The sequence below is a fragment of the Cyanobium sp. NIVA-CYA 375 genome (assembly GCF_056108345.1).
Window position 1 is genome coordinate 1 of sequence record NZ_JBSYHW010000152.1, and the last position, 2,486, is coordinate 2,486.

Sequence of the window (2,486 nt, forward strand, 5' to 3'; positions counted from 1 at the left end):
CGGTGGCTGAGGCCTATGCCTCTGTCCAGTACCTGATGACCGACGTCAGCTTTGGCTGGTACCTTGGCGGCCGCCATGCCGCGGCTGGTGCACCACGCGTCCCAGTGCAAGGCCGTCTCGCGGCGGCGGGCGTTGTACCGGTCGATCTTGCCCAGTTGGTTCGAGGCCAGCCGGGCGACAGGCGCGGGCATGCGGCAGCCATAGTCGGCCGGCCGCTGACCCCCGACCTCTTCGGCCGACGTGGAGATCAACTCCGGCGCGCCGTGCACGACCTCCATCACCTCACCCAGAAGCCAACCCTGCGGATGTTTGTGGCTGTAGTGCTGGATGATCACCTGGCGCAGCAGGGCGTCCAGCCGTGCGGGCGCGGCGTCGGGGCTGCGGGCCTGGAACTCGGCCATGCGTGCCGCGAGCGCCGGGTCGTTGGTGACGGCCACCCCACCCTGGATCGTGCTGAAGACCTTGGTCTGCTCGCTCGAGTAGAAGGCCACGGTGGCGGCGGTGCCGACCTTGGCGCCCCGGAACTCCGCGCCGGTCGCGTGCGCGCAGTCCTCGATGATGGCCAGGCCGCGGCGGCGACCGAGCTCGAGCAGGGCCGCGTAGTCCCGACAGACCAGGCCAAAGAGGTGGTGCAGCAAGATGGCCCGCGTGCGGGGCGTGATGGCCGCCTCCACCGAGGCCAGGTCCGGGCCGTAGGTGTCGAGTTCGATGTCGCAGTAGACCGGCGTGACACCGGCGTACTTGAGCGCATTGGGCACCACCACGCAGGTGTAGCCGGGCAGCACGACCTCGTCACCCGGCCCCAGGTCGAGCGCGTGCACGCAGGCGCTCAGGGCCACCCGCCCCCCCAGGAAGGCAAACGCATGGCGCGAGCCGTTCCAGCGGGCGAACTCGCTTTCGAAGGCCCGCACGGGCGCCGGGTCGAACCAGTCGTCACGGCGGCGCAGGGCCGCCCGGGCGATCCGCACGTCGTCGGCGTCCAGCGTCATCCCGGACAGCGGCACGGGGCGGACGCGCTCGCCGGCCATGCGGCGGCGCAGGTTGTCCACCTGGCGCCGGAACGCCCGGCGAACCAGCCAAGGCTTGATCAAGCCAGGGCCCGGTGCACCGCCTCGATCACGTCGTCGACGTCGGCGGGGGTCAGCTTGGCCGAGATCGGCAGGCTGACGATCTGACGGCCCACCCGCATGGCGTGGGGGTAGTCCTCGGGCCGCCAGCCGAAGCGCTCCTGATAGACAGGGTGCTCGGGCAGCGACAGGTAGTGCACGCCGACACCGATGCCCTGGCGGGTCATGCGATCGAGGAAGGCGTCGCGGCTCACGCCGCAGCGCGCCTCGTCGACCATCACCGTGTACAGGTGGTAGCCGTGCCGGGTCTCTGGCGCGGGATCGGCCGGCAGCCCCAGGGGCAGGGCCGCGAACTCGGCCCCGTAGCGCTGCCACTGTTCGCGCCGGCGCAGCCAGTACGGCTCCACGCGCGCGAGCTGGTGGATGCCGATGGCGGCCTGCAGATCCATCATGTTGTACTTGAACCCGACCTCCACCACCTGGTAGTGCTTGAAGCCTTCGTCGCCGAAGCGCTTCCAGGCGTCCTTGCTCATCCCGTGCAAGGCCAGCACCTTGACGCGGGCCGCGTGGGCCTCGTCGTTGGTGATGACCATGCCGCCCTCGCCCGTGACGACGTTCTTGGTGGCGTAGAAGCTCAGACAACCGAAAGCGCCGAAGGTGCCGGCCTTGCGCCCGTGGTACTCGGTCTCGATGGCGTGAGCGCAGTCCTCGATCATCACCAGCCCGTGCCGGCTGGCGATCTCGCTCAACGCGTCCATCTCGCAAGGGCGGCCGGCAAAGTGCACCGGCACCATGGCCCGCGTGCGCGGCGTGAGCTTCTGCAGGACCTGGGCCGGATCGATGTTCAGCGTCACCGGGTCGATGTCGGCCAGCACCGGCGTCGCGCCGGCATGGATGATGGCGTTGACGGTGGCACAGAAGGTCATCGGCGTGGTGATGACCTCATCACCGGGCTTCAGCCCCGAGGCCAGCAGGCTCAGGTGCAGCGCGGCCGTGCAGGAGTTGACGGCAGCGGCATGCGACACGCCCTTGTAGGCCATGATGTCGCGCTCGAAACGCGCCACGCGCGGGCCGGTTCCGAGCCAGCCGCTCTTCATCGTGGCCAGGACCTCCTGGATCTCGGCGTCTTCGATGGCGGGTGCGCCGAAGGTGAGGAATCGCGACTTGTCGCGAACCGGTGGCAACGAGCGAGCATCCGACACGGGAGCATTCATGAACCGGCCCTGTGAATGAGTGAGTGATGATTTGCGAGCCAGGCTCGCCTGGGGGTGAAGGAAACCCGCAGCCTGCGAACGCAGACCCGCACGGCTTCCGGGGCTGGAGCCGGGGACTGCATTGCCGGTATCCGGCAAGGCCTCGAACGAGGCGCGGCAACTCCGACTGATCCAAGCCTGGAGTTTACGAAGGAGCCCGGCTGCA

General features: G+C 69.2%; 2 protein-coding genes. Both read right to left on the minus strand.

Annotated features, from left to right (window positions below; translation table 11 throughout):
- Nucleotides 1–1,091 (minus strand): DegT/DnrJ/EryC1/StrS family aminotransferase (locus AC01FP_RS16945; protein ID WP_474481846.1); only part of this gene is annotated, 1,091 nt, incomplete at its 3' end.
- Complete coding sequence (locus tag AC01FP_RS16950) at nt 1,088–2,281, minus strand: DegT/DnrJ/EryC1/StrS family aminotransferase (protein WP_474481848.1); 1,194 nt, start codon at nt 2,279–2,281, stop codon at nt 1,088–1,090. The genes AC01FP_RS16945 and AC01FP_RS16950, both read right to left, overlap by 4 nt.
- Nucleotides 2,282–2,486: the final 205 nt, after the last annotated feature.